The following is a 24810-nucleotide window of genomic DNA, read 5'->3' as shown; positions in this document are numbered from 1 at the left end:
CCAGGCGGGTTGTGGTTGTCTCAGCCCCGGCGAAAGGACTCAAAAGGGTGAAAAAACCAGGCAAGGAATGAGCAGGAACCCGCCGCAACGACGGAACGCGCGGGCGCGAAACGGCGTTGCGCCTTACAGCCCGGCGTCAGTTTGCCGGGGTGCAGAAAGCGCAGGATACGGCGCGTGAAGGGCGGCGTGACCGGAACGGTCGCAGCAAGCCTGCCGTTGACGTTGCGACAGAGGGATGGAAACCCGCTGCCCCGAAGGGGCCGGGCAGAGACAGCGAAGCTGGCTCTGTGCGGAGCATGACAGCCCCGGTTCCCGCCAGGGAAGTCGCCCGCAGTCATATCGCTCAGGAAGAAAAGCCGGCAGGACAGTGATATCAGCCAGTACGCCACCGGTGTGGCCACAACCAACAACGCCAACGCAGAGATTATCACCGGAACAGAAATAAGACCGACCAGCTGCAGCACACCGGCATTCATCCCCTGACACCACCGTAGCATCAGGCACTGGCGGAGATACGCGGCGCCGCAGGCGCGGCGTACTTCGCCGGCAGGCAGCGCCTGCCAGGGTTTTCCGCGCAGGCTGACAGCCGATTAAGGCGAAACACCGCCCGCAGGGGCGGCGGTATGTTCAGGCAGACGGCGAGTCCAGAACCAGCCTGAGCGTTTCCAGCGCAGCCCTCGCCTCCCCGCTGGCGTCGTCGACATAATCCAGACCGGTACAGATAGCCGGTAACAGCGCGCGGAGTTCGTTTTCAGGAATGGATATCTGGCGCGGTGGACGTCCTGCGGCTATCTCGCGCAGCACCCCCACCACAAACGCCTGATTAATCCCGTAACGATACATGATATCGCAGTCAGACTCCCCGATAGTCCGCAGCACACTGTCTGCATCGTCGGCGGAGGGCTGATACTCTGCCCCCGTTTCGCGCACGTCTTCCGCTGCCCAGACAATCACGGCCACTTTTTCGTTGTTTTCGTATTGTTGCGGTATTTGTGAAAACGTCACCGTTCGCGTTGAACGAACCGTATTACGGGAACGTGGCCAGTGAAAAGCTGATGCTCCCCACGCAGGATACCAGGGACATCATAGCAGCAGCGGTGAAAGCACTTGATAGGATCTGGGTGAATGGCCATCGATATGCTAAAGCGGGGTGTATGCTCAATGATTTCACTCCTGACGGGGTTTCGCAGCTGAGCCTGTTCGATGATACTCAGCCCCGAAGCAACAGCAACCAGCTGATGAAAGTCGTGGACGGTATTAACCATTCCGGTCTGGGGAAAGTGTGGTTTGCGGGACGAGGCATCGCACCTGAATGGCAAATGAAACGAGAAATGCTTTCCCCTGCGTACACCACCAGATGGACAGATTTGCCAGTAGCCCGATTATGAATATCTAAGCCCCCACAGACTTGCTATCTTGTTATCTTGTTATCTTGTTATCTTGTTATTTTGTTATTTTGTTATTTTGTTATTTTGTTATCTTGATATTATTACAAATCAGATGGTTAACAATTTATTAAGTTGTTAACACAATAAAATAATTGCGAAATCCGTGTTCAGGTGGCAATATTAAGTTGTTAACTTAACAACTTAATATGAGGCTATAATGATAATAGTATTGGGTAGTCAAAAGGGTGGGGTAGGTAAAAGTACACTGGCGGTATCTATAGCTGCGTATCTGATGTCACTAGGCAATAGAGTGATTATTGTCGACGCAGATGACCAGAAATCAGTATTAACCTGGTACAACAACCGCCCTGAAGATCTCCCCCATATTCCGGTTACAGGCGCAACAGGCAACATCAAAGCAATGTTAAAGGAACACGAAAAATCCTATGATTTTGTCATTGCAGACTGTGCTGGCCGTGATAGTGCGGAAATGCGTAGTGGATTGATGGCCGCAGATGTATTCATTTCTCCTTTGCGTCCTTCTCAGATGGACCTGGATGTTGTGCCTCATACATGCTCCGTTTTTACAGCAGCAAAAGATTTTAATGAGGATGTTCGGGGATATCTCGTTTTAAACATGACTCCCACAAACATGTTTGTTAATGAAGCCAATCAGGCAGCTGACGTACTCAAGGATTACCCGGAAATGCATCTGGCTAACTCCCGTGTATGTGATCGTAAAGCACATCGAGATGCCTGGGCCGAATCAATGACAATTTTTGAAACGCAAAATGAAAAAGCACAGCAAGAAATCGAAGCGTTAGTTAAAGAGGTTATTCTGTGAGAAATAGAGCAAACACTCCACCTCGTGACGAGGCAGCATTTATTAACGGTGGCACGGCTGGTCTTGATAATGCCAAAAAGTCATCAGATAAATCATCGGTTGTAAGTAAAGCAAAACCAGTGAGTATTTCCTTTTTTGAAGAAAATCTAAAAGACATTGATGACCTTATAACTGCAGAGATGGTTTCAGGTAAAGGCAGAGTCAATCGTTCTGATGTTGTCAGAGCGGCAGTAGAAGCACTAAAAACACTATCAAAAACAGAGATATCACGATTGATTGCAGAAGCCAAACAAAGATAGCACTTTGTTATCTTGTTATCTTGTTATCTTGTTATCTTGTTAGAATGGTCTTTGCTGTTGATAACAAATAGGAAAGTTGACTTATGGAATACTCAACAATCTCTGAAGCTTTAATTGGTGGTCTTGCTGGCGGCACCATCGCAGCCGGATTTATCTGGCTCTTATTCAGACCAGGAAAACTTGAATGGCTTTGGTTAACCTGTGTTGTCCTTGCTTCACTTTTCACGTTTTTCTTTGGTACCTCTTTACCAAACCCATTTACAATGTGGCAGTAGGCATATTCCCAGTACCGTTGGACACTCCGGTAATTACGTCCAGTTCTGCTGGCTGCGCGGGATCTTGCTTTGTATAATTTTTAATCTAAACATACATCCAGCAGGTGAATCATGTTCAATAATGATTTTCTGTTTTATGCACCTATCTGTATAGGTGTAGGCATAGTTGCCTATTTTCTATTTCTTAAAAACAGCTAAGGCCGCGCCAGCGGCCTTTATTACGCCTCTCGTTTAATTTCCCGCGCCGTTAGACATACAGGTCATTTTGTCCACCTGCATAGTAAATAGCAAAAAGACTTGTTAGCAGGTCTTTTCAGGTGTATTTTAGAGACTAGTTAAACGGTCTCAAAAGGTAATCTATGCCCAACATCATTCTCAGTGACACAAGTGCCAGTGTCAGCGAACTCAAGAAAAACCCTATGGCAACGGTCAGCGCTGGTGATGGCTACCCGGTTGCTATTCTGAACCGCAACCAGCCAGCTTTTTACTGTGTTCCGGCAGAGCTGTACGAGAAGATGCTCGATGCCCTCGACGATCAGGAACTGGTTAAGCTGGTCGCAGAACGCAGCAGCCAGACGCTTCACGACGTGGATCTGGATAGCTACCTATGACTTATACAGTCAAATTCAGGGACGATGCATTGAAAGAATGGCAAAAGCTGGACAAGCCCATTCAGCAGCAGTTTGCAAAAAAGCTGAAGAAGTGCAGTGAAAATCCGCATATCCCTTCAGCAAAACTGCGCGGGATAAAGGACTGCTACAAAATCAAACTTCGAGCGTCTGGCTTTCGTCTGGTCTATCAGGTGATTGACGATCAATTAATTATCGCTGTTGTAGCTGTAGGAAAACGTGAACGCAGTGAAGTTTATAATCTTGCCAGTGAACGAATGAGGTAATTTTTCGACATGGAAGAGTGTATTTTTGATTTAGGGTTAATAAGCTATAACCCCTCTATTACATGGCCTGTACCAATTGCATTTTTTTTCTTATCGTTGGTAGTTGGTATATTATTCAATGTTGGTAAGAAAAAGAATCTAGTCGTGTTTATCTTAGCTATATTGCTCCCTGTTGCGACAGTTTTAATTTTTATGTTATTGGGTGGTAAGATTAGTATGTGCTGATGGGGGCCAGACTGACAGCACGGGATATAGCCTAAGTTGGACATTCTGCAAATTCCGTCCAGTTCTACTGGCGGGGCGTGATCTGGCCTGTTATTCTTGGGTATACACATCTTCCTGTGAAGGTATTCATATGGCTGATTATCCTTATGATGCGCCAGTTACGTTGACAACCAACCCTGTTGAGGGTGAGGTTTCTCAGGCACTTGCACTGTATAAAATCGCGTTAATCAATGCTTCCTACCGTAATTTCTGGCATCGCCTGTCCTGTAAAATGGGGGATAAAGAGGCGCTGGAGCATGAGCAGCGGCTTGTTGCACAAGAGCTACAGTGCCGAAATACGGTTAATCAGTCTGCGGAACACCGGGAAATGCTGGAATCCCTGATTAGCCGCCAGTCAGAAGAAAACCGACTGAGGGATCAGTTCACTCGGTTGCTGAACCGTTCATAATCAATCATCAGGCCGCGCAAGCGGCCTTTTTTACGCCTCCCGTTTATATCCTTTCGACGCTGGACATAAAGGTTATTCCGTCCAGTTCTGCTGGCTGCGAGGAGGCTGGCTTGGTATATTAACCTCATGAAGACGAACCGGGCGATTATGCAATGACATTTAAGAATTGGTTCATTAATACTTTTTTAAGAGCTAAACCTTTAAAGCGGCACTACACCGATGCGGATATTTCCCGAAAACAGAATGAGCTTAATGAAATGAGAGCAGCGCATCAGCGGCTGATACGGTGTGATGAGGACGTCCTTGCTGAGTGCAGGGTTGAAAATCCGACAGTTACCAGCGAAATCCATATTAGAGATTTAGTCACATTTAAAGCGTCACGTCTGATGCAAGAGATAAAGCTAAAAGAAGTTAATCTCAATGAAGCGATTTACAACGTAAACTCTACCCGATAGGCCGCTTGAGCGGCCTTTTTTACGCCCCTCCTTTAATTCCCGCGCCACCTTGGACATTCAGGTGATTCAGTCCAGTTCTCTCAGTGCCTCACTCCGCCATCGTCAATCCTCCACCTGAAATGTACAAAAATGCTATTCATTCTGGACATTGCGGCACTATCGGAAAAAGTGTCCAAAAAATATTTCTGGTGATCGTATTTATTTTTGTTGACCTGTTTCCGAAACCGTGAGTCTGTTCAGAGCTTGCATCTGAGCAGGCGAGGGGTTGGACAAGCCCGCCGGGCGCGTCATCATGTCACATTTGGGTATACCCGTATTCACCCACTAAAAAATGCCAGATTGTGCAGCATGCCGCGTGCCATATAACCAGCCCTGAGTGACCGGGGACAGAATGACCACTTATATGTTCCCTTTGAGTAGGGCCACCGCATCGGCCCCGGGCATCTGGAACTGTACGCGATGACGCGCCGCGACATCGAGCGCAAACACCTTCGTATACACCTCCGTCGAGCTGACTGACTTGTGTCCCATCAGGCTCTGCAGCACCTTCAGCGGGATGCCGGCATACAGCATGTGCATCCCGTAGCTGTGACGGAACGTGTGCGGGGTTACCGGCACGGAGAACGTCACCCCGTCGGCCGCCGCAGCCTCCACCGCTTCGCTGAGCCAGGTGCGTACAGTCCGGTCGGTGATTTCCCAAATGCGTGCCTTCTCGGTTCTGCCGGTGCGTTTATTACGGCGCTCCAGCGGAATTTTCAGGGTGGCCACCATCATTTCCAGCTGGCTGACATACTGCGGGTCGGAAAGCGGAACGATACGATGAGGCAGGTTACCGGCCGGAGCACGTCCGGCCGTTCGGGCGGCTTTTTCGGTCCGCTGTTTGAGCGTGGCCAGCTGCACGAACGGGTAGGGCGTTGCCAGCGAAAAATCACTCCGGGTCAGGGCCAGTGCTTCGTTAATACGGGCGCCGGTGTTCCACAGGGTGGCCAGCAGCATCTTACGGTGCAGATCGGGCACGTAGTGGAGCAGGGCGCTCACTTCCGGTGCCAGCAGGTATTTCGGCAGTTCGTCCTGAACGAGCGCCATCTGGCGAAGTGCCAGCGCGGCCGGGTAATCGATGGCCACCGGCAGCTGCGCGGCAGAAAACGAAACGCCCTGGCCTGGTATTGTCGGCATCATTGCTTGTTGTCCCTGCCGGACAGGTATTGCACTGTCAGTCGTGCCGGTGCTTTCTGCGCGTAATCCTCACCCGGAAGCACACTGATATCATGGTTCATACCAGCTTATCCTCGTTTGCCAAACAGCTGAGGCAGTTCATCAAACAACATCAGGTGACGGGTGCGCTTTCCGCAAAAAATACGGCGCATCATTGGCGTGAAATCCGCTGGCTCCCAGCCATAGGGCCACGTATGGTAAATCCCTTCCTGCAGCTTGCTGTCGCGACGTTCTGGTCCGGCAACGATACGCCTGACCTCCCTGTTCAGCGCCTCACCGCGCAGACCGTACTGGCCCAGGTAGCGGCGCAGCCGCGTTCTCGGCATCCGCGGATCGGATTTCACGTAAGCATTAATATCCATATGCTGGGTGGCGGTGAGGATATTCATGCCGTACTTGCGCATGGTGCTGAAAGCGGTGGCCATCACGTCTGTTTCTGTCTCTGGTTCGCCATCGGTTCTGTTCATCTCGTTTCCTGTTTACTGGCTAAAGGGTTGTTGTGTGGACCGCTCGGTTAAGCTGATGCGGTGCCTTCCCGCAACGACCTGAAGGCCTGCAGGGCGTCAGCCCTGGAGAGCAGCTCAATACAGTCCCCGCGCTGCGGGTCTATCTCTTCGTCTATGGCCTCGTTATACCGCATACGCAGCCGCCATCCCGTCACGGGAGGCGCGTTCTGTATGGCCAGCACCATCCCTTCCGGCGACAGCAGTTCACGGAGGGTGTAGCAGGCGCCAATCCGGGTCGAGTCCCGCAGCCACATCACGGGATACTCACTGGCCAGCTGGTCGTACACACATTCCGGCGTATGGAAGTAATTCCCGTCCGCCCTGCATAAATCACACATAACCCTTCCTTTACTGAGAAATACCGCCTTCTATTTCTTTTGATTAGCTGCAGCAGCTTTTACGATGGCGTTTATCGCCTTTTCTATCGAAAACGGTCTCAGCTCACCGTTGCTCAGCTGGACCTTGTAGCAGGGATGCGATACCCAGCGGCCATTGGTAAAACGAGGTTCATTCTGAACCGTGAAATGTTTAATCAGGCGGCCGTTCAGTTCCCATCCCGGACAACTGTCGCAATAGAGGGTGAACAGTTCTTTCAGCTCCTCAAAATAGTCACCTTCTGAAATGACTCCGGCAGCTTTCACGTCAGGCCGTTGATCCATGTAATAGCTTCGGGCTTTCTGTTTTGATGCAAATTCCTTCTGACCAATCTTCACCGGTACTGAACGTCCCATCCTGATCTCCTTTCTGGTTTGCTGGCAAATAGTAACCTAGAGTAATTATGACGTGCAGCACAGTCAGCTGTGTACAGCCTCGCATCTGTCACCCGGATGATTTTTCCCTGCCGTCATCATTTACAGGCTGATAATAAGCAGCCATACAGCCACGAAGATAAATTACCGGATGGCCGTTCCGGCTGGATCCAATTTTTACGGTATAGCGCAGTTTCCGGAAGTGTACCACGGCGGGGAAATAAGCAAAGCGGCGTTTTCTGCTGCAGCGCGCCGGGTCACGGAACGGGGGCAAAACACAATATATAGAAGAAATATCAGCTGACGGAGTGGCACATGTTGTGTTTGCTGGCCACAGCACCCCGGTGGCAGGAATGAAGATCCGGAACTGGTAATTTTCGGATCTGTGGTGAAAAAGAGAGTGGAAAGGATAGGTCAAGCATATCCATATGCCATGCATCTGCATAGGCCAGGCATACGCATATGCTTACCATCTGTATATGTTACATCTATACATATGCTCAACATCTGCATATACTGAACATATGCACACGCCCGGTGCAATCAACCTCATTCCGGATATGCATCATATATCCGTACTTACCCGGGAGAGAATCATGAGAACCGTATCCATTTTTAAAAACGGCAATAACCGCGCCATCCGTCTGCCCCGCGATCTGGATTTTGAGGGCGTCAGCGAGCTGGTGATTGTCCGGGAAGGAGACAGCATCATTCTGCGTCCCGTCCGGCCGACCTGGGGCTCGTTCGCGCAGTTCGAAAAAGCCGATCCGGACTTTATGGCGGAGCGCGGGGACGTTGTCAGCGACGAAGGGCGATTTAACCTGTGAACAAGACCTATATGCTCGACACGAACATCTGCTCATTCATCATGCGCGAACAGCCGGAAGCGGTGCTGAAGCGCCTGGAGCAGGCGGTGCTGCGCGGTCACCGTATCGTGGTCTCGGCCATCACCTGGTCTGAGATTTCATTCGCCGCCCGGGCTGCAGGGCCGGTCACGCAGCAGCTGGCTGAAGCGTTCTGCGCCCGCCTCGATGCCATCCTGCCCTGGGATCGCGCCGCGGTGGATGCGACCACGGAGGTAAAGGTGGCGCTGCGCCTCGCCGGGACGCCGCCAGGCCCGAACGACACGGCGATAGCCGGGCACGCCATCGCCGCCGGCGCGGTGCTGGTGACGAGGATCGGGGGAGAGTTTGAACGGGTACCGGGGTTAATGCTTGAAGACTGGGTGAAATAAGTAAGAAACGATTAAGGGAACAGGCAAAAGTGACTGAACTACATCCACAATCTCTGGATTCAATGGATTAATCTGAAGTGGTCAACAAAAACTGGCCACAGCTTTAGAGTTTTTCCAGTATCGGTTTTCCGATTCGTTTGGTGGTAACCCACCGTTATATTCATGCGGTCTGAGCGCGCTGTAATATCCAACGATATAGTCCGTTATTGCGTGAGCTGCATCGCTGAAGCTTACGTAGCCTGTCACTGGCATCCATTCGTTCAGAAAATAAGGGGGATTTTGCCAGCCCCCCTTAATGCAACAGAAACCCCGGGATTGCCGGAACATCAGTAATTCGCCGGAAGTGACTTTTTATCCATCAGCCTTCCCCTGCGCATTGTAATATATCCGCCGGTGCTGAGCTCCTTCAGAATTTTGTTCAGTGAACTGCGTGAGACGGTCGTCCGGCTAAGAATGAACTCAAAGGCTGAAAACCTGCTGCGCTGCTCTTCATCCATTTCCCACAGCATTTCAAGGTGCTGTCTGACAATCCCGTAGACGTTTCGCGATGCGAATGCTTCATCGCGAATGTAGCATTTATTTACCACATCCACACAAAGTGTGAAGGCCTCCTGCCAGAGTGATTGCTCTTCGATAAGGCGCAGCGCGCGTTCCTGCCTTACTGCCATGAGCTCCGCCGGTCTGGTGGTTCTGAGATAATGAAAGATCGTATCCTTCTCCCGGAGGGTCAGTCCGGTGACGGCGGGGGCTTTGACGTAAGCCACGACGGTATCGTCTGACAGCCTGCGGACCTCTGCTTCACCCGCGCACAGACAGTACACGTACTGCGTCTCTTTCTGACGAAATGGTATGGTCTGCTTTTCGCCGGCGACAACCCTGTGAAAACAGTCAGCGCTCTCAATATTGTCAATGATACGTTCTGCAGCAAGCTGTGCGGATATACTGGTCATCATCATTCCGTGTAAAAATACCCATTAATTTAGTGTGGTAAAGGTGTTAACGGAGTTTAATATAGGCGAATTATGATATTATTTTGTATCAGTGATTGTGGAATATTGAAGCTGTGACTGGTATCAAAAAATTCAGCAAGCGTTTGACATTATTCCTGTGGTCCTGACCGGCCTGCCACCTCCGGTGACGGAGACGCCTCATACAGGTACAGTCAGTCAGCGGAATGTGCGGCCTTTGCTTTTTTTTGCCTCAGGTATATTCGCTTTACCTCTGCTGTCAGCGCTTCCTCCTCCGTGACCATGCCCACAGGTCTGCCCGAGGCGTCATACCGGAAAGCCCCTTCCCTGATGCCCTCCAGATACATCTCGCTCCTGACCAGCGCTTTCAGCGCGAATGCCACCGTCAATAACTGACAATGGACTTTCCATTCTATTAACCTTAACCTTCATCATCCGGAAAGAAAATTCCAACATTTTCTTTAGCAACCTTATCAATAAATAGCTTAATTGTCAATACCGATCGAATAGTGACCCACCCTGCCAAAGTAAAACAGACCCACCCCTGTTAGCGGTTAGCCAGAAATGTCGGCGGTTGCAGACTTCTTCAACTGACCACTTTTTAACTTATCCTTCAGCCTGTAACTTTGCCCGCTAATCTGAACAATGTGGGCATGATGTAGCAAACGATCCAACATCGCTGCTGTGAGCGTCTCGTCATCCCCAAAGGTTCCTGACCACTGTGTAAATGGCAGATTACTGGTCAATATCAGACTGCCTGACTCGTAGCGTCTGGCAACAACCTGGAAGAACAGGTTGGCTTCCTCCTTACCGAACGGCAGGTAGCCAATCTCGTCAATTACCAGCAGTCGTGGCTTGTGAATGATGCGGTTCAGATAGCCTTTAAGTTCACCCTGACGATGGGCGGCAACCAACTGCAACATCATGTCCGCGGCGGTGATAAACCGGGTACTCAGCCCGGCCATGGCACACCGGTACGCGAGAGCAGCGGCAAGATGGCTTTTACCTACACCAGAGGGCCCCAGGAACACGATGTTCTCCTGCCGTTCGATGAATGCCAGACTTGTCAGTTCTTGTATCTGCGCCCGGGGAGCACCGCTGGCGAACTTGAAGTCAAACTGTTCCAGCGTCTTGATCGCTGGCAAACCAGAAAGGCGTAACAGCGTCTGGCGCCGACGCTCATCACGGCTGTCCGCCTCCAGCTTCAGAAGTTGCTCAAGAAAATCCCCGAATGACGCGGTGTCATCTATCGCCTTCTGGGCCAGAGCAGGCCACTCGGATGCAATACGATCGAGGCGAAACTGCTGGCATAGCTCATCAATGCGTTGATGCTGAAGATCACTCATGAACGCTCCTCCAGTAAGGACTGATAAACCGACAGAGGGTGCTGAATACTCTCTACTGGCAGAGCCCGTCGGGGAGCATCGGCCAGTCGGGGAACGGAGAACGGCCCTGGTGCCGGCAATGGCAGCAATGCTGCGAGCTCCTTCTGTAATCGCTGGTCAGGAGGAACCCCGGTCGTACCGTGCTTCCGGGCGTTAGCCGTATGAACAAGCCATGCCCCAACACGGGCGTTGGCGGAGTCAACATCCAGGAGAAGGCCCGACTGCTTGAACGTTGTCGCCAGCGGTACGACAAAACTCTCCTTGAGATAGCGGTTAAAGCGTTCAACTTTACCCTTAGTCTTCGCGCGATAAGGCCGACAAACTCTGGGCGTAAAGCCGTACTTCTCGGCTAAAGCCAGTAGCGTAGGGTTCCAGCGATGAAGCCCCTCGCCATAGACGTCCCGCTCCAGAATAATGGCCTTAGCATTATCAAACAGCAGATGCCGTGGCGTGCCGCCGAAGAAGGCCAGTGCATGTTCAATCCCGTCGCACCATGCAGCGGTATCCTGGTTCGCGTAAAAGCGGACGTAAGTAGCCCGGCTCCAGCCCAGAGTGGCGACTATCGCCAGGAGAGGGCTCGAACCCTGACGAATGATGGTGAAGTCAACCTGCATCTGCTCGCCCGGTTCTGTCTCAAACCGAACCACCGGCTCAGCGGGTTGTTGCTTCAACGGAAATAAATAAGCGGTCAGCATGCTGTAGCCGCCGGAATAGCCTCGTGCGCGGATCTCCTGAAGCATAACGCTGGCGGGTATCCAGTGTGGTCGGGCAGCCTCGACACGTTCGTTGATATAAGCCTTGAACGGATCAAGCTTGCCCGGGCGTGGAGCTCTGGTGGAATAACGGGATGAGGACGCAGCATCTCCCATGCGGATATAACGCCGGATAGTCTGGCGGGAACACCTCAAATGACGGGCAATAGCACGGATAGACATGCCTTGCCGACGAAGAACAGCAATCTCCACTCTTAACTCCAATGTTAGCATCGGCAGCTCGCTTAAAACTGCCAGTTTTACCCATGGTGGGTCCGTTTTACATTGGCATGTGGGTCATTTTTACATCGGTACTAACACTTAATAGTTTGTCCGTCAAATTTACCACTAGCTACAGACTCCTCACTAAGCATATTCATTCTCATAATTTCACTACACATAGCCCTGACTCTAACCAAACTGTCCAGCATAACCTTGTTGTACTCCATCTGGTTAAAACCGCCTTCCTTCCTTTCTCTCTGAATACGATAAACTCTGAGCCCTAGCTCTACTAACATGGAAGTTATTGACGAAACTGTTGCATCAGTCTCCGTTGCTCCTTCCTGCCTGCGCTCAGTAATAATCGCATCTATTTCTTCCCTGACCTGATTACTGACAAATGTTTTTATCCGTGGCATTCTTTGCTTTTCCTTACAGATTTAGAATCTTATTAAAATATAAATTCGGAAAATTATCCATAGTATGTTCAGAGTATATAATTTATTTTTGCAGAGTATAGTAACGAGTACACCCCCCTCGAAAAACCAGAGTATACTCTAGAGTGCACTCTATCTATATAATTGATTTTAAATGTATAGTATAAAAAGAGTATATATATACTCTAATTATACTCTGCATAGAGTATATATATACTCTATGCATCAATGATGCAAAATGACTTTGCAGTCTTAAAAAAACTATAACAGCATGATTTCAAAGAAAAACCAGGCAAGATGCAATCTTGCGAGGTGTGTGGGGATTTTGAGGTGAGAAGCAGGCTATCGTAAAATAACCTGCCGGGATGGATTCAGTAATTAGTGAGCAAAAAATCCCGCCAGCGAAAGGGCGGGATTCTAGTTTATAACTTAGGATTAGACGGTGGTCTTTTACTAGTATTAACTTTGTCTATTATTTTATACAGCAAAGTCACTAAGGTTATCGCTCCACCACATATACCCCCAAAAACAATAGCGCGCCACACCTGATTTACAGGGTAATAAAACACACCATTGGACAGATAATGCATGATTGAAATTACGCCGCCAACTGCTATCAGCAAAAAAAACACAAAAAGAGAAGAGTAAATAAATAAAATAATGTATGCCAATACACCTTTCATTATTTAGCGCCCTCGTTTTTTTGAGGTGGATTATTTAAATCCTTAATAAAGCCATTTGTAAATTCAGATGTGACCCCTCCAATAAAGTCATACGCAGTACTCGGAATAGGATCGTTTCCAATAGTTTTAGTTACTATAAATGGTGCGTATTTACCTATTGCGCCCCCAAGTCCGGCACCAATACCAGCCCCGGCCAGTGACACTGTATTTGGACCATCAGTAAAGAATGCCCCCCCCATTGCGATACCTGTGTTCGCAAGGACACCACGACCGGGAGCCATCATGCCTGTTGTAAATGAGGTCGCGCTTCCCAGATAGTCCCACGACTTATTCGCATTCTGCGGCTGGTTTAAATCATAGACCTGATAACCACTATTGGCCGCCAGTCCAAGAAGCCCGCCACCAAGAACTTTACCTGCTGACGCAGCAGGCCCCAGATACCATGCCCCGGCAATCATCACACCATCCTGGTAGCCATCCACGATCACTTTCGTGATATTGGTGCTGTCCGGCATATCTCCTTTCGCTATCTTATCCAGCCCGGCCTGCTTTTGTTCCGGTGTCAGATTATTGTCCACCGCGTACTTGTTCCATGATGTAGCCGCCGCAGCATTGCTTTCAAAACCATCACCAAAGCTGAGCGAGTTATTCTCAACAACAACTCGTTCCGGTACACATTGCTGCGATGAACACGTTTTTTCCCTGTCCTTTCCGTGAGTTACAGCCGCTTTTGCACGCTGTACTTCCGGCACTGCAACTTTTTGCCCCGACGCGCCTTTTTCGCCCGAACACCCTACCGCCCCGGTGAAGATCACCAGGCACAGTAACAGGCTCATCAGACGTGTCAGCTTTTTTGGCATGCAGCATCATAACCCATCTTTGCTGTAATGAGTTATGCCGTTTTGAGATTCTATTCAGGGAGTTAGCGGGATTATACGGGGACAGCCGGGATAAGGCCGGAGAGGCCTCTGCGGGCCTCAGCTCTGGCTGTATTGCCCGGCTATCTTGCGGGAGGTGTGAAGTACTCGCAGGATGCGCACACGAGCGCTTTCTGCCACATACACTACGATGAACGGGAAGTGCGGCACCACCAGTTTACGCTGCTTCTCTGAGCCTCCGGCTTTCACTCCGGCAAGCGGGTTTTCCGCAAGGATAGTGACCATACCCGCCAGACGGTCGTCAGCCGCGATAGCCACCATTGCCCCCGCCTCGCGGTTCAGGTACCGGAAGAGGTTTTCTCTGTCATGCTGTGCGCGTTTTTCCCACTCAACCCTGATGCTCACAGCTTACCCCGCATGGCCTGTTGTTTCAGCGCCTTCATTCGCTTTTCCATTTCATCGTTGCTGATGTACTCGCCTTCACCTGCATCATGGCGGCTGAACGCCTGGGCTATCTGTGTTTCCAGCCAGCCTTCATGCTCGCTGCTCTGATGGCGACGTTCTTCTGCGGCCAGCTCTTCGGCCCGCTGGCGCATCAGCTCTGTAAGGCTCATCTGCTGGCGCTCTGCGGCCTGCATCGCCAGGCGTTTGGTTTCTTCGTCGATTCGGAAGTGGATAGTGCTGCTCATCGCCATAACCTCACGTGGTGTCAGTTGTGTTGTCATTATGATGATTGTCCTCAAGGTTGTCATCCAGGATTCGTGCTTCCCGCTCTGCCGGATGGGTTGAGGCATGAACCGCCTGTAACGCCCGCACCGACACCTGCGTGTATATCTGCGTCGATTCCACGCTGACATGGCCCAGCATCGCCTGTATCCACCGCAGATCTGCGCCGTTTTCCAGCATCTGGGTCGCCATCGCGTGCCGGAACAGGTGACAGCTTCCCTGCGCAACCAGCCCGGAGGCTCTCATATGGTGGCTGACGATGTTAGTGATCCCGTTGGGCGTCAGCCCCTCCACACCATCAAGGGCCACGAACAGCGCCTTACAGTGCGGGTTAACCAGTAACTGTGGCCGGACGTGGTGCAGGTAACGCTGCACCCACCACAGCGCACGCTCGCCCACCGGCACCACCCTGTCCTGCTTTCCCTTGCCCTGAACGATGGTCAGGATGCGGCGGTTTGCATCCACGCTGAACACCTCAAGCCCTGCGGCTTCGCTGCGCCGTATGCCCGTTGACCACAGCACCTCCATCAGCGCACGGTCACGGATGCCGCCGGGCGTGCTCAGGTCAGGCAGCGCCAGCACCTGCTCCACCTCGTCCACGCTCAGGATATAGCGCGGCAGGCGTTTTTCCAGCCTCGGCAGCTCAAGGTCGGCCGCCGGGTTCGCCAGTATCAGGTTCTGCTGCGTCATCCAGCGGAACCACACCTGGATGGGCTGCACCGCCGTGCGCTGGGTCCGGGTGGTCAGCGGCTCGCCGTTGCGCTTGCGGTACTGGTACAGGTGGCGCTGGTAGCGTTCCAGCACCGGACGCGTCACCTCTGCCGGATGGTGCAGCCCGCGCTCTGCCGCCCACTGGACGAACCGGTAGCTGTGGTGCGTCTGCACCTTCAGCGTCGTCTCTGACCAGTTGCGCTCCCGCCGCCACGCCACGAACCGCAGCAGCAGCGCGTACAGGCTCTTCGGGTCTGAGGCCGGGCCGACAGGCTGACGGTACACGTCATCGACCGTCAGCAGACTGCCACGCCGTTTTCGGTTAGCCATGCGTTACCGCCGCTGCGAAGGCGCTGTTGTGGTGATTATCGCTGTGATGATGGGGGGCAGTAGTGTGATGCGGCGCTTGCGGGTTATCACTGTTTACTGCGTTTTCGTTCAGCCCGTCCGGTTGTGGCTCCGGGCCTTGCACCGTGAGGCCTGGAGCTGTCTGCTCTGTACCAGACAACGGGCAGACCTGACCCTGACCTGAACCAGACCTTACGCCATCAGAGGCAGACTTGCGCTCGCTGCCCTCTGTTTTTGAGGCCGCGTTTATCAGCTCGCCCACATCCGGCAGACCGCACAGGTGCGGGGCCTGTGTGTTGTCGCCGTCCCACAGCAGCTCGTAGTGCAGCAGGTGGCCCCGACTCCCGCCGTGCAGCAGCAGGTATTCCATTTCCACCAGGCGCACACAGTGGTTTTTAAGCTGGCTGTCGCTCCACCCGGTACTGGCCCGGATATCACGGCGGGTGAAGCGAACCTCGCCCGGCAGACACTGCTGACGACCCGCCATCTCCCTGACCATCGCCTGTATCAGCAACAGCAGTTTGCGCGTCTGTGGCGGCATTTCATCCAGCGTCCGGCCCAGCACCTCGTGCGCCAGCCGGGTTGCCAGCGCGATATCGGCTTTTGTCACCTCGGTATACTCGATGACCTGCCCGCGATGGGTCGCACGTTTCACCTCCCGCTGGTACTGGTGCAGCAGCGCCACCGCCTGTATCAGCGTCAGGTATTTCATATGGTCGCGCCGGGTGCGGGTTTTGTCGCTGAGGAACGTTAACTGGTGCGCATACGGGTTCACTACTTTCAGCGGCCGCAGCAGCCGCTGGGCGTTCTGATGCAGGGTCGTCAGGTACTGTTTCTCACTCTGCGCCAGCAGACCCTCCAGCGTCTGCCCGTGGCGCTGCATCGCGTGTATCGCCTGCGTCTGCTCCCGGCTCTCGTTCACCGTCAGCACCAGGCAGCGGTTCAGCAGCTCTTCGTCCACGTCGATGGCCGTGGTCGTCAGCATCAGCATCACCGGACCCTGAACGCTGTATTCCCGCGTCACCAGTTCGCCGCTCTGCTCGTTCTTCCCCGTGCTGGCGATGGTCAGCGACCCGTCTGACTGCAGCAGCTTCAGCGCATACGCCGCCTGCCGCACACCTTCTTCCTCGGCGATGGCCAGTATCTTGTGTTGCAGCGAGGTTTCACCCAGGTAGTACAGGCTCTGGCCCGTCATCGCGCTGTACTGCACCCGTTCTTCATCCGGCATCAGCCCCAGCACCGCATCCATCAGCGAGGACTTCCCCGCCGCCGACGACGACTGGATAAGTACTGCCAGCGGTTTATCCAGCTTGCGCGATACCGCCGCAAGATACCCGGTCAGCAGATTGGTGGACTCACCCACCACACCGCAGGCCGCCAGGTCATCGGTGATACGCGCCGCAAGGTCCGGGGATTTCAGGAGTGCCAGCGCCGCCGCTTCATCGTCAGCGTTCATCGTGATGGCGGTCCTGTTGTCGGTGGCTTCAGACTGTCGCGCCTCGTCCTGTTTCTGCTCCAGCAACAGCAGCAGGCGGCCGCATTCGCGTTTGATAACTGATTGCTCACAGGCCAGCCCCGTACCCGCCACGCGCGCGGGCCGCAGGTCAGCAGCAGGTCGCCGGAGGCATTCACCTCGTGCGCCACCGTGTCTGTCGTGGACGCTGACGGTACGGGAAAAACGAAACGCCCCGGGTTCGCGGTGCTGATGAAAGGCTTCCTGGGTACGGATCCGTACCAGTGCATCCTCTGCAAAGGCCGGCTGCGTTTTGCCGGAGCCGTGGCAGGTGAGCACGCCACAAAAATGCTCTCTCTGATAGGCTGCATCAGATGGCGAAAAAACGATGGCTGCGGATGCCTGAGTTGGATCGGTGCGCCTGAAAAACAGGTTTCAGGTTAAAAATACGGCTAAGATGGCATTTTTACATCAAACGCCACTTAGATCCCCGGCATCACTGGAAAGGAATATGCCACTTTTCATGGTCAGGTGCACCCAAAAGAAGCGATTCAGATTCCTAACCATGAACCTGCTGATACGGGAGCTCAAACGTTGATCTCACTACCATCAGGGACAAAGATCTGGCTGGTTGCCGGTATCACTGATATGAGAAATGGCTTCAACGGCCTCGCCGCAAAGGTGCAGACAGCGCTGAAAGATGATCCGATGTCATGTAAATAACTGCACCTATCACACACTCTGCTGCCATTTTTCCTTCCTCAGTGGTATATTTACCATGCTTGTCGTCTTTTCACTGAACGATCCCCTGTGCGTATATTTAATCTGCCCGCGTAATAATCAGCGTGGGTGGTGGTACTGTCCCTTGTTCCGGGTAGCTTGCATGAAATACATTAAATCGATGGCGCAACAAAAGCTCTGCTTTTTGCTGGCGTTGTACATCGGTCTGTTTATGAATGGCGCAGTTTTTTTTCGTCGGTTTGACGGTTATGCGCATGATTTTACCGTCTGGAAAGGAATTGCAGCGGTTGTCGAATTGGTCGCTGCGGTACTGGTCACCTTCTTTTTATTCCGTATTCTTACCCTGTTTGGCCGTCGTGTGTGGCGAGTGCTCGCAACGTTTATCGTGCTGTGCTCGGCGGGTGCCAGCTATTACATGACCTTTATGAACGTGGTGATTGGCTACGGCATTATTGCCTCGGTGATGACCACGGATATCGACCTATCTAAAGAGGTTGTAGGGCTCCACTTTATTCTCTGGCTGGTGATCGTCAGCGTCTTGCCGCTGCTGTTCATCTGGAGCAACCGCTGCCGCTATACGCTGGTTCACCAGATCCGCACGCCCGGAAAGCGATTCAGAAGCATCGCCGTGGTGCTGCTGGCGGGACTGATGGTCTGGGGGCCGATTCGCCTGCTGGAAGTGAAGCAGAAGAATGATGAGCGTACCTCTGGCGTGGTTCTGCCAAGCTATGGCGGTGTGGTCGCCAACTCGTATTTGCCGTCTAACTGGATCTCCGCGCTGGGACTGTATGCGTGGGCGCAGGTGGATGAGTCCTTGGATAATAAGTCGCTGATGAACCCGGCGAAGAAATTTACCTATGTTGCGCCAAAGGATATCGACGATACCTACGTCGCCTTTATTATCGGAGAGACCACTCGCTGGGATCATATGGGTATTCTCGGCTATAACCGTGATACCACGCCGAAACTGGCGCAGGAAAAGAACCTGATTGCCTATCGTGGCTATTCCTGTGATACCGCCACCAAGCTCTCACTGCGCTGCATGTTTGTGCGCGAGGGCGGGGCGAGCGACAACCCGCAGCGTACGCTAAAAGAGCAAAACGTCTTCTCGGTGCTGCATCAGCTTGGATTTACGTCTGACCTCTATGCGATGCAGAGCGAAATGTGGTTCTACAGTAAGACCATGGCGCAAAATATTTCCTACCGCGAGCAGATTGGTGCAGAGGCGCGCAATCGTGGAAAACCTGTCGATGACATGCTGCTGATTGATGAGATGAAACTCTCTCTCAACGGTAAGCCTCATAGCAAGCATATGATCATCCTGCATACCAAAGGGTCGCACTTTAATTACACCCAACGCTATCCGCGTAGCTTTGCCAAATGGATGCCGGAATGTGTCGGGGTGGATAAAGACTGCACCAAAGCGCAGCTGATTAACTCCTACGACAACTCCGTGATGTATGTGGATCACTTTATTGATACGGTGATTGACTATGTTCGTGATAAGAAAGCGATCGTCTTCTATGCGGCGGACCACGGTGAATCCATCAATGAATACGAGCATCTGCACGGTACGCCACGCAAGATGGCGCCGCCGGAGCAGTTCCGCGTTCCAATGATGGTGTGGATGTCCGACAAGTATCTGGAAGACCCGGAGAAAGCGAAGATGTTTGCTCAGCTGAAGAAAGAGGCGGAGATGAAGGTGCCGCGTCGTCACGTTGAGCTGTACGACACCATCATGGGTTGTCTCGGCTATACCTCACCGGATGGTGGAATTAACGAAAAAAACAACTGGTGTAAACTCCCTGATAACAGCGCAAAAGCCGCGCAGTAGCTGCTCTGACGAGAATATCGGGATGGGTATCGGTGAGTCTGAAGCCAAAGCGTTCTGGCAGGCCTTCCTGCTGAGCCTGAAGGAGCGCGGTCTGGAGGGCGTGAAGCTGGTTATCTCCGACTCGCACAGCGGCCTTAAAGCAGCGATACAGCAGGTGTTCTCCGCCAGCTGGCAACGCTGCCGGGTCCACTTCATGCGCAATGTGCTGAGCCGCGTCAGCCGGGCGAACCAGTCGGTGGTCCGTGCCGCATTGCAGCAGGTGTTCGTGCAGACCGACGAGAAAAGCGCCCATGCCACCTGGCGTGAAGTTGCCGGCCAGCTGGAGAAGAGCAACCCGGCGGTCACGGCGATGATGGATGAAGCGGAGGCGGACGTGCTGGCGTACTTCGGCTTCCCGAAAGCGCACCGGGTGAAAATCCACTCGACCAACACGCTGGGTAAGCGTCAAGCGAGAACCGTATTGACGGGGACGGGTTATTCAGTTGACAGTGCTGCGCGCCAGGGGAGCAGTTCACTCACCCGACTGACCGGCCAGTCAGCTATGACGTCAAGGACATGGCGAAGGTAGCGTTCTGGATCCACGCCGTTCAGTCTGCATGTCCCGACCAGACTGTACAGCAACGCTCCACGCTCACCTCCGTGGTCTGAGCCGAAGAACAACCAGTTTTTACGACCCAGGCTGACCATCCGTAGGGCATTTTCAGCGATGTTGTTATCTGCTTCGGCCCAGCCGTCCTCTGCATAGTACGCCAGTGCCGGCCACTGGTTCAGGGCGTACGTGAAGGCCTTCGCCAGCTCCGAGTGTCGCGATAGCGTTTTCATCTTTTCACGCAGCCAGCTCTCCAGGGATTTCAGCAGCGGTTTCGTTTTCCGCTCACGTTCAGCAAGGCGCTGGTCCGCCGGCATTCCCCTTATCTCCGCCTCAACGGTATACAGCTCGCCGATACGCTTCAGGGCTTCATCCGTCAGCGCCGACGGCGTACGGACGTGCACATCGTGGATTTTACGGCGGGTGTGAGCCCAACAAGCCGCTTCCGTTATCCGGCCATCGCGGTACAGTTCGTTGAACCCGGCGTAAGCATCTGCCTGCAGCACACCGCTGAAGCCGGCAAGATGAGTCTGCGGGTGGATGCCTTTTCTGTCGGGACTGTACGCGAACCACACCGCCGGTGGCAACGCTGACCCGGCGTTGCGGTCATCACGAACGTATGTCCACAACCGCCCGGTCTTCGTCTTCTTATTACCCGGCAGCAGCACCTGCACGGGGGTATCATCGGCATGGAGTTTGCCGTCGGTAACTACATAGTGCTGAAGCGCCTCTTCCAGCGGTGACAGCAGTCGGCAGCATGCGTCCACCCAGCCCGACAGCAGTGAACGGCTCAGCTCCACACCCTGGCGGTTGTATATTTCTGACTGGCGATACAGCGGGGTATGCTCTGCATACTTTGAGGTCAGCACGCGGGCCAGCAGCCCCGGTCCTGCTATACCCCGCTCGATGGGCCGCGAAGGCGCGGGAGCCTGCACTATGGCATCGCACTGAGTACAGGCATGCTTTTCACGTACTGTCCGGATAACCCGGAAGGCGCTTCGCATCAGTTCCAGCTGTTCAGCGGCATCCTCACCCAGATAACTCAGCAAGCCACCACACTCCGGGCAGCAGGGGTCTGCGGGTAATAGCCGTTTTTCATCGCGGGGAAGTGATTCGGGGAACGGTCTGCGGGTGCGGGTCTGACGCAGCGGGCGCTGCACGGCCGGATCATCCACCCGCCCCGTCAGCGTATCGCTTTCTTTCTGAAGCCGGTTCAAGTCAGCTTCCATCTGTGCGATACGGCGGGATACCTTTTCGGAACGACTGCCGAAGTTCATTCGGCGGAGTTTATCCAGCTGCGCCTGCAGATGGTCTATTTCACGCTCCCGGTTGCTCAGCTTTTCCTGAAGGGCGTGGATCAACGCTTCCTGTTCGGCCAGGCGCTGTTTTAGCAGAAGGATATCGTCAGAAGAGGTGTCATTCATAGGCCCGTATTTTACCAGGCTTATTCTGCGACAACCAGGATAAAGAGGCCTACAGCATGGTCAGGGATGTCAGCAGCCGCTTTGGCTGTCTCCAGTCGATACCTTCCATCAGCATTGCCAGCTGCGCCGGTGTCAGGAACACTTTGCCATCGCGAGCTGACGGCCAGGCGAAGCGCCCGCGCTCCAGCCGTTTGGTCAGCAGGCACAGCCCGTCACCGGTAGACCACAGCAGTTTGATCTGACTGCCGCTTCGGCCCCGGAAGATGAAGACATGCCCGGACATCGGATCGTCTTTCAGCGTCATCTGCACCTTTGCGGCGAGGCCATTGAAGCCGTTACGCATGTCGGTGATACCGGCAACCAGCCAGATTTTGGTGCCTGTTGGTAACGGGATCACCGTTTGAGCTCCTGTATCAGCACGGTCAGGAGCTTTTCGCTGACAGTACCGTTGAGGCGGAGCGTTCCGTGCCGGAACGTTACCTCACAGCTGATACTGAGGGTTTCCGGGTCCTCTGCGAGTGGCTCTGACTGTACGGCAGCTGCATCGAGAGTCACAGGAAGTAGCTGAGGACTCTCTGAAGAAGGTAATAGCAGCTTTCCCTCACGCCATTGTTGACGCCATTTGAACAACAGATTGGCGTTAATGCCATTTTGAAGCGCCAGCTTTGAGATGGATATCCCGGGTTCGCAGGAGGCAGCAACGAGCTGCTGTTTAAACTCAGGAGAATAATTAGGGCAGCCTTTACGCCTGCCGGGAGTCATATTTTTCTGCATATCTGACACTTTGGTTCCCACTACTTATTTGGTGGACACCACTTTGTCGGATGCTTCAGATTATGACCAGACGGTTCACGCTGTACGCTTACCACGCTGGAGCGCCTGAACAAAGAGGTGAAACGTCGTGCCGACGTGGTGGGTATCTTCCCCAACGAAGAGAGCATCATGCGGCTACTGGGTGCGGTACTGACGGAGCAGAACGAAGAATGGCTGCTGCAGAACCGCTACCTGCCGCAACACAGCATGGCGGAGATAGACCAGCCCGCTGAAACCGAAGTAATCGACGCGCTGCCACTCAGTGCATAACAGGCCCGTTACCGGACCGGAAGGCTGTAACTGAATTTACACCACCTTGACGGATTCGACCAACCACTGGGATGAACATCCAGTACCCGACATAGCAGGCGAACAGGCCAGCAACAGGTGTTGTCACGGATAAAGGCGTACCTCAGTCGGACAGCTTTGCGAAGTACGCCGCGGCTTTCCTGAGAAACTCCCGATTCACACGCATAATTCAGGGTCTTGCTGGAGAGAGTAACCCATTGATTTTGCTCTTCGTTTAAGTCCATCGAGTACGCGACTACGGTAGCGTTCTTCATAATAATCCGCGCCAGGATCGACATATTTCTGACCATATTTCAGGGCATTGTAGAACAGTATTGCCAGTTTTCTTGCCGTTGCAGTGACTGCTTTCGCTTTCCCTATACGGGATGATAATCGACGATAAAAAGCGCCCAACGCGGTATCGCTCCGGCCAATTGTTGTGGCTGCCAGCCTGAGTGCAGCAGCAATTCGACTGGATGAACGTCTCGTTTTCGAGGACAACACTTTTCCACCGGAGATCTTATTTCCCGGGGACAAACATAGCCACGAGGTAAAATGGCTCGCATCCGGCCAGCGATTCATGTCAGTACCGCATTCGGCAACGAATTTTAGTGCCAGATAAGGTCCAAACCCATGTATCTGTGTCAGATCTGCCCCAGTAATTTTCCAGAGTAACGGTCTGACATCAAAGGAAAGTTGATTGGGTTGCTTTGTACGATGTCTGGCGGAGGGCAATACTCCCTCAGGCTCTTTAATTCCGATACTGAGCTGCAATAATGAAGTTTCGATTTGATCATCACACTCGCGGATCTTTTCCTGGTAAAAATCGAAAAATGCAACCGACTGTTCAAGTGCAAAAAGATGCTCAGGCTGCCAGTTCCCTGTCAGGGCCTGCTGAAGCACTTCTGGCGTCTTCTTACATCTGACATCACGATACTGGATCAACATTGAAGGATCGCGCTCACCACTGACAATGGCTCTGACGATTGAAAGACCGGTAACGCCAGTGATATCCGATACGGCATGATGTAATTGCACATTCATCTGCATCAACGCCTTCTGCATATGCTGGATATGTGCAGCCCGGTATTCAGTCAGGCGTTCCCGTTGCCTCAAATAAGACCTGAGTACAGAAATGTCGTGTTCAGGTCTGAAGCTGGCCCGGAGAAGACCAAATGAATGCAGTTTCTGCAACCACTGGGCGTCGTTGACATCAGTCTTGCGACCAGGAACATTTTTTGCGTCTCTGGCATTTACGAGGATCACATTGAAACCCGCGGCTTCAAGGATCTCAAAAGCAGGCAACCAGTAAACGCCGGTGGACTCCATGGCGATGGTCGTAATGTGACAGGTTTTGAGCCAGTCAGACATCCGATGAAGGTCGCCGGTGAAACTTTGAAAAGTCCTGACTGGCTCGGCGTCAGCGTCAGGCGGTACGGCGACAACGTGAAATTCAGCGCCAATATCAACGCCCGCAGCATGAGAATGGACAATAGACATTCGGGAGGATTTTTTCATGGGAATCTCCTTGCTCATTTTTGATGAACGAAGGAGGGGACGACGGAGAAATCACCTTCCTGAACGGGATCAAAGTCACCACTGTCGGATCCGCCACAGTCCCTGAACCATGTTTTTTTACGGGGTCATACCACCAAAAGGCCGACGGCTGCTTCCTTCGCTAAATTAGTCTGCCAGCTTTTCCAGGGAGTTTCTGAGACTCAGGACGGGGTTTCACCCATGGACAGTTTTTTAATATGTTCCGTTCGTCGGTAACCCGTTTCAGCTCTTTCTGGAGACGGCGGATCTCAGCCTGAGCATCTGACTGTTCTTTATTAGTGGAAGAATCCGGACCGTACTTCTTTATCCAGGCATAAAGGCTGTGGGTGGTGATATCGAGACGTGTTGCAACACTGGCAACTGAATAACCACGATCAACAACCTGTTTTACCGCTTCAGTTTTAAACTCTTCGGGATAACGTTTACCGCTCATGGGCACCTCTCTTTTAGCACCTCTCTTTTAGCCATTTT

At 52.8% G+C, this 24810-nt stretch carries 28 protein-coding genes and 8 pseudogenes; 15 read left to right on the top strand and 21 right to left on the bottom strand.

Features of this window, described 5'->3' with window-relative positions; genetic code table 11:
* Positions 1 to 67: 67 nt before the first annotated feature.
* A pseudogene (locus KGP22_RS24300) lies at positions 68 to 210 on the top strand (hypothetical protein); the annotation flags it as partial.
* Between the two features lie 417 nt (positions 211 to 627).
* Here KGP22_RS24300 and KGP22_RS23825 read toward each other — a convergent pair.
* Complete coding sequence (locus tag KGP22_RS23825; RefSeq protein WP_223582722.1) at positions 628 to 1005, bottom strand: DUF1380 domain-containing protein; 378 nt, start codon at positions 1003 to 1005, stop codon at positions 628 to 630.
* Between KGP22_RS23825 and KGP22_RS23820 the strand changes: the two are divergent.
* The 8 genes and pseudogenes from KGP22_RS23820 to KGP22_RS23785 all read left to right on the top strand — a co-directional run.
* Positions 981 to 1388: pseudogene (locus KGP22_RS23820) on the top strand (DUF4113 domain-containing protein); the annotation flags it as partial. The gene KGP22_RS23825 and the pseudogene KGP22_RS23820 overlap by 25 nt on opposite strands.
* 217 nt (positions 1389 to 1605) lie before the next feature.
* Positions 1606 to 2232 (top strand): ParA family plasmid-partitioning AAA ATPase, encoded by a 627-nt coding sequence (locus tag KGP22_RS23815; protein WP_223540738.1) that lies wholly within the window; start codon positions 1606 to 1608, stop codon positions 2230 to 2232.
* The gene (locus KGP22_RS23810; RefSeq protein WP_181244197.1) at positions 2229 to 2531 is read left to right on the top strand and encodes a hypothetical protein; all 303 of its coding nucleotides are present in this window, start codon (positions 2229 to 2231) and stop codon (positions 2529 to 2531) included. Before KGP22_RS23815 ends, KGP22_RS23810 begins: the two co-directional genes overlap by 4 nt.
* Before the next feature lie 83 nt (positions 2532 to 2614).
* The gene (locus tag KGP22_RS23805) at positions 2615 to 2806 is read left to right on the top strand and encodes a hypothetical protein (protein WP_176454398.1); all 192 of its coding nucleotides are present in this window, start codon (positions 2615 to 2617) and stop codon (positions 2804 to 2806) included.
* A 359-nt stretch (positions 2807 to 3165) separates the two neighbouring features.
* Positions 3166 to 3417, top strand: coding sequence for a type II toxin-antitoxin system Phd/YefM family antitoxin (locus KGP22_RS23800; RefSeq protein WP_172686957.1), 252 nt, complete (start codon positions 3166 to 3168; stop codon positions 3415 to 3417).
* On the top strand, positions 3414 to 3701 hold the full coding sequence (locus KGP22_RS23795; protein WP_223540737.1) for a type II toxin-antitoxin system RelE/ParE family toxin: 288 nt from the start codon (positions 3414 to 3416) through the stop codon (positions 3699 to 3701). The genes KGP22_RS23800 and KGP22_RS23795 overlap by 4 nt, the downstream gene beginning before the upstream one ends.
* A gap of 355 nt (positions 3702 to 4056) precedes the next feature.
* The gene (locus tag KGP22_RS23790; protein WP_223540736.1) at positions 4057 to 4374 is read left to right on the top strand and encodes a hypothetical protein; all 318 of its coding nucleotides are present in this window, start codon (positions 4057 to 4059) and stop codon (positions 4372 to 4374) included.
* A gap of 152 nt (positions 4375 to 4526) precedes the next feature.
* A complete protein-coding gene (locus KGP22_RS23785) occupies positions 4527 to 4829 on the top strand; it encodes a hypothetical protein (protein ID WP_172686959.1) in 303 nt (100 codons plus the stop codon).
* Positions 4830 to 5228: 399 nt separating this feature from the next.
* Here the strand turns inward: KGP22_RS23785 and KGP22_RS23780 are convergent, their stop codons facing one another.
* The 4 genes from KGP22_RS23780 to KGP22_RS23765 form a co-directional block, all read right to left on the bottom strand.
* Positions 5229 to 6008, bottom strand: a complete 780-nt coding sequence (locus tag KGP22_RS23780; protein ID WP_223582720.1) for a site-specific integrase — start codon at positions 6006 to 6008, stop codon at positions 5229 to 5231.
* A 104-nt stretch (positions 6009 to 6112) separates the two neighbouring features.
* Positions 6113 to 6511 carry a hypothetical protein gene (locus KGP22_RS23775; protein ID WP_223582718.1) on the bottom strand — a complete coding sequence of 133 codons (399 nt, stop codon included), beginning with the start codon at positions 6509 to 6511 and terminating at the stop codon, positions 6113 to 6115.
* 47 nt (positions 6512 to 6558) lie between these two features.
* Positions 6559 to 6888, bottom strand: coding sequence for a hypothetical protein (locus tag KGP22_RS23770; RefSeq protein WP_223582716.1), 330 nt, complete (start codon positions 6886 to 6888; stop codon positions 6559 to 6561).
* 30 nt (positions 6889 to 6918) lie between these two features.
* Complete coding sequence (locus KGP22_RS23765; protein WP_223582714.1) at positions 6919 to 7281, bottom strand: hypothetical protein; 363 nt, start codon at positions 7279 to 7281, stop codon at positions 6919 to 6921.
* 614 nt (positions 7282 to 7895) lie between these two features.
* Between KGP22_RS23765 and vapB the strand changes: the two genes are divergently transcribed.
* A complete protein-coding gene (vapB, locus tag KGP22_RS23760) occupies positions 7896 to 8126 on the top strand; it encodes a type II toxin-antitoxin system VapB family antitoxin (protein ID WP_123061017.1) in 231 nt (76 codons plus the stop codon).
* The gene (locus KGP22_RS23755; RefSeq protein ID WP_123061016.1) at positions 8123 to 8533 is read left to right on the top strand and encodes a PIN domain-containing protein; all 411 of its coding nucleotides are present in this window, start codon (positions 8123 to 8125) and stop codon (positions 8531 to 8533) included. The genes vapB and KGP22_RS23755 overlap by 4 nt, the downstream gene beginning before the upstream one ends.
* An 81-nt stretch (positions 8534 to 8614) precedes the next feature.
* On the opposite strand, the pseudogene KGP22_RS23750 reads toward KGP22_RS23755, so the two are convergent.
* The 10 genes and pseudogenes from KGP22_RS23750 to KGP22_RS23700 all read right to left on the bottom strand — a co-directional run.
* Positions 8615 to 8794, bottom strand: a pseudogene (locus KGP22_RS23750) (IS110 family transposase); the annotation flags it as partial.
* A 65-nt stretch (positions 8795 to 8859) separates the two neighbouring features.
* The gene (locus KGP22_RS23745) at positions 8860 to 9483 is read right to left on the bottom strand and encodes a helix-turn-helix domain-containing protein (protein ID WP_223540699.1); all 624 of its coding nucleotides are present in this window, start codon (positions 9481 to 9483) and stop codon (positions 8860 to 8862) included.
* 572 nt (positions 9484 to 10055) lie between these two features.
* On the bottom strand, positions 10056 to 10847 hold the full coding sequence (gene istB / locus KGP22_RS23735) for an IS21-like element helper ATPase IstB (protein ID WP_223540741.1): 792 nt from the start codon (positions 10845 to 10847) through the stop codon (positions 10056 to 10058).
* Complete coding sequence (gene istA / locus KGP22_RS23730) at positions 10844 to 11872, bottom strand: IS21 family transposase (protein ID WP_223579877.1); 1029 nt, start codon at positions 11870 to 11872, stop codon at positions 10844 to 10846. Before istA ends, istB begins: the two co-directional genes overlap by 4 nt.
* An 80-nt stretch (positions 11873 to 11952) precedes the next feature.
* Positions 11953 to 12276, bottom strand: a complete 324-nt coding sequence (gene traM, locus KGP22_RS23725; RefSeq protein WP_223582712.1) for a conjugal transfer relaxosome DNA-binding protein TraM — start codon at positions 12274 to 12276, stop codon at positions 11953 to 11955.
* 700 nt (positions 12277 to 12976) lie between these two features.
* On the bottom strand, positions 12977 to 13837 hold the full coding sequence (locus KGP22_RS23720; protein WP_223582710.1) for an adhesin: 861 nt from the start codon (positions 13835 to 13837) through the stop codon (positions 12977 to 12979).
* A 117-nt stretch (positions 13838 to 13954) separates the two neighbouring features.
* Entirely contained in the window at positions 13955 to 14260 is a 306-nt protein-coding gene (locus KGP22_RS23715) for a type II toxin-antitoxin system RelE/ParE family toxin (protein ID WP_223539163.1), read from the bottom strand.
* Positions 14257 to 14544: a damage-inducible protein J gene (locus tag KGP22_RS23710; RefSeq protein WP_223540567.1), complete on the bottom strand. Its 288-nt coding sequence runs from the start codon at positions 14542 to 14544 to the stop codon at positions 14257 to 14259. Before KGP22_RS23710 ends, KGP22_RS23715 begins: the two co-directional genes overlap by 4 nt.
* Positions 14545 to 14554: 10 nt before the next feature.
* A complete protein-coding gene (xerC, locus tag KGP22_RS23705) occupies positions 14555 to 15622 on the bottom strand; it encodes a site-specific tyrosine recombinase XerC (protein WP_223539164.1) in 1068 nt (355 codons plus the stop codon).
* Positions 15615 to 17432, bottom strand: coding sequence for a hypothetical protein (locus KGP22_RS23700; RefSeq protein WP_348984620.1), 1818 nt, complete (start codon positions 17430 to 17432; stop codon positions 15615 to 15617). The genes xerC and KGP22_RS23700 overlap by 8 nt, the downstream gene beginning before the upstream one ends.
* Positions 17433 to 17687: 255 nt before the next feature.
* Here KGP22_RS23700 and tnpB (KGP22_RS23695) point away from each other — a divergent pair.
* From tnpB (KGP22_RS23695) to KGP22_RS23685, 3 genes and pseudogenes are all read left to right on the top strand, one after another.
* Positions 17688 to 17807 (top strand): annotated as a pseudogene (tnpB, locus tag KGP22_RS23695) (IS66 family insertion sequence element accessory protein TnpB); the annotation flags it as partial.
* Positions 17808 to 17976: 169 nt separating this feature from the next.
* The gene (gene eptB, locus KGP22_RS23690) at positions 17977 to 19668 is read left to right on the top strand and encodes a kdo(2)-lipid A phosphoethanolamine 7''-transferase (RefSeq protein ID WP_223582708.1); all 1692 of its coding nucleotides are present in this window, start codon (positions 17977 to 17979) and stop codon (positions 19666 to 19668) included.
* A gap of 16 nt (positions 19669 to 19684) precedes the next feature.
* Positions 19685 to 20104: pseudogene (locus KGP22_RS23685) on the top strand (transposase); the annotation flags it as partial.
* 38 nt (positions 20105 to 20142) lie between these two features.
* On the opposite strand, the gene KGP22_RS23680 reads toward KGP22_RS23685, so the two are convergent.
* Genes KGP22_RS23680 through KGP22_RS23670 form a run of 3 tightly spaced genes read right to left on the bottom strand, consistent with a single transcriptional unit; the run spans position 20143 to position 22455 of the window.
* Positions 20143 to 21681: an IS66 family transposase gene (locus KGP22_RS23680; protein WP_223582802.1), complete on the bottom strand. Its 1539-nt coding sequence runs from the start codon at positions 21679 to 21681 to the stop codon at positions 20143 to 20145.
* 49 nt (positions 21682 to 21730) lie between these two features.
* The gene (tnpB, locus tag KGP22_RS23675) at positions 21731 to 22078 is read right to left on the bottom strand and encodes an IS66 family insertion sequence element accessory protein TnpB (RefSeq protein ID WP_073001021.1); all 348 of its coding nucleotides are present in this window, start codon (positions 22076 to 22078) and stop codon (positions 21731 to 21733) included.
* Positions 22075 to 22455, bottom strand: a complete 381-nt coding sequence (locus KGP22_RS23670; protein WP_073001090.1) for a transposase — start codon at positions 22453 to 22455, stop codon at positions 22075 to 22077. The genes tnpB (KGP22_RS23675) and KGP22_RS23670 overlap by 4 nt, the downstream gene beginning before the upstream one ends.
* 96 nt (positions 22456 to 22551) lie before the next feature.
* Here KGP22_RS23670 and KGP22_RS23665 point away from each other — a divergent pair.
* Positions 22552 to 22764: pseudogene (locus tag KGP22_RS23665) on the top strand (transposase); the annotation flags it as partial.
* A gap of 59 nt (positions 22765 to 22823) precedes the next feature.
* On the opposite strand, the pseudogene KGP22_RS23660 reads toward KGP22_RS23665, so the two are convergent.
* The 3 genes and pseudogenes from KGP22_RS23660 to KGP22_RS23650 all read right to left on the bottom strand — a co-directional run.
* Positions 22824 to 22941: pseudogene (locus tag KGP22_RS23660) on the bottom strand (IS3 family transposase); the annotation flags it as partial.
* An 18-nt stretch (positions 22942 to 22959) separates the two neighbouring features.
* A complete protein-coding gene (locus KGP22_RS23655) occupies positions 22960 to 24300 on the bottom strand; it encodes an IS110 family transposase (protein WP_223582800.1) in 1341 nt (446 codons plus the stop codon).
* Positions 24301 to 24529: 229 nt separating this feature from the next.
* Positions 24530 to 24772 (bottom strand): annotated as a pseudogene (locus KGP22_RS23650) (transposase); the annotation flags it as partial.
* Between the last annotated feature and the right edge of the window lie 38 nt (positions 24773 to 24810).

The sequence above is a fragment of the Enterobacter sp. JBIWA005 genome, from assembly GCF_019968805.1.
In the GTDB taxonomy this organism is placed as follows: Bacteria; Pseudomonadota; Gammaproteobacteria; order Enterobacterales; family Enterobacteriaceae; genus Enterobacter; species Enterobacter vonholyi.
The sequence above is the reverse complement of the archived record's forward strand: the minus strand, read 5'-3'. Positions and strand labels throughout refer to the sequence as shown.